Source organism: Bradyrhizobium sp. NAS96.2, from assembly GCF_001908235.1.
Taxonomy (GTDB): Bacteria; Pseudomonadota; Alphaproteobacteria; order Rhizobiales; family Xanthobacteraceae; genus Bradyrhizobium.
In genome coordinates, this window is sequence record NZ_LGHK01000388.1 from 1 (window position 1) to 1002 (window position 1002).

The following is a 1002-nucleotide window of genomic DNA, read 5'->3' on the forward strand; positions in this document are numbered from 1 at the left end:
GGCCCACCTGGTTGCCGAACTTGAACCGGAACTGCAGCGACGAGGTCGTGACCTGCGCGTAGTTCCAATAGTCGGAGCTGTTGCCGCGAAAATTGGTAAAGCCCAGATACTGAGTGCCGGGGCTCAGCGTGATGTTTGTGTCGGTGTAGCCGGCCAGGAACGGCACGGCGTCGAGCGTCGACGGAAAGAAAAACGTTGCGACGGAGTCCTGCGAGCTATCGAGAATGCCAGAGGCGTAGAACTGATGCCCCGACCAGCGTGAATCGAAAACCATCTGGTCGATATTGGCGACCGTCACGTCGACGCCCGGCAGGCTTACGCTCATTGCGGCACCGGCGCCGGACTGGATCAAAACGCGCTTGACCATCACAGACCAAGGCTGCGGTGGAAGATCATGTAATCGACATAGAAATTGTAGTCCTCGCTGGTGTTGTTCAGCGTGATCTTGTTGTTCCAGAACACCAGGCCCATGCCAACTTCGTAAGTGAAGACGCCGCTGACCGTGCCCTCGCGCGCTGCCATGCCGAGATTGTAGGGGTAGGCAACCACGCCGCCGTCGATATAGGCCTCGAACCAAACATAGGGCGTTCTAGTGAACGTCGCCGGATAGGGAATGTTCTGGTCGCCGCTGCCGATCGGCAGATAGATCGATCCCGACATGACGATCTGGTCATTCTTGGTTTCCGACCGCAGCAGGAAGTCGGAATTGCTCGAGGTCGAGAGCACGTCCACGCCCGGCCGCGACAGCCAGGCGCCATAGGCGCCGAGGAACGAATTCAGGCCAGCGTGGAAGCGACGCGCCATCTCACCAGACCTGCCAGGCGATGTAATAGAGGTTGACGCCCGTTCCCATGATGCGCGAGCGCCGGTATTGCCAGTCGTCCGAGATCAGAAACCCGTCTTTGTAGAGGACCGGCACCCAGCTCGAGCGCTGGTAAGCAATGCTCGAATTCGCATCCCGGCAAACCATCGCCTTCGAGTACAGCGCAACACCAGCTGACG

Annotated in this window: 3 protein-coding genes; all 3 read right to left on the minus strand. The window is 59.1% G+C overall.

Annotation, left to right across the window (positions count from 1 at the left end):
* The coding region (locus AC628_RS41485; protein ID WP_168193553.1) for a hypothetical protein at positions 1–370 on the minus strand (370 nt) is incomplete at its 3' end.
* Positions 367–804: a hypothetical protein gene (locus AC628_RS41490; RefSeq protein ID WP_074132552.1), complete on the minus strand. Its 438-nt coding sequence runs from the start codon at positions 802–804 to the stop codon at positions 367–369. The genes AC628_RS41490 and AC628_RS41485, both read right to left, overlap by 4 nt.
* 1 nt (position 805) lies before the next feature.
* The coding region (locus AC628_RS44615) for a hypothetical protein (protein WP_168193554.1) at positions 806–1002 on the minus strand (197 nt) is incomplete at its 5' end.

Excerpts from the sequence above, each read along its gene's own strand:
- AC628_RS41490 (WP_074132552.1), bottom strand. The coding sequence starts at position 804 with ATGGCGCGTCGCTTCCACGCTGGCCTGAATTCGTTCCTCGGCGCCTAT.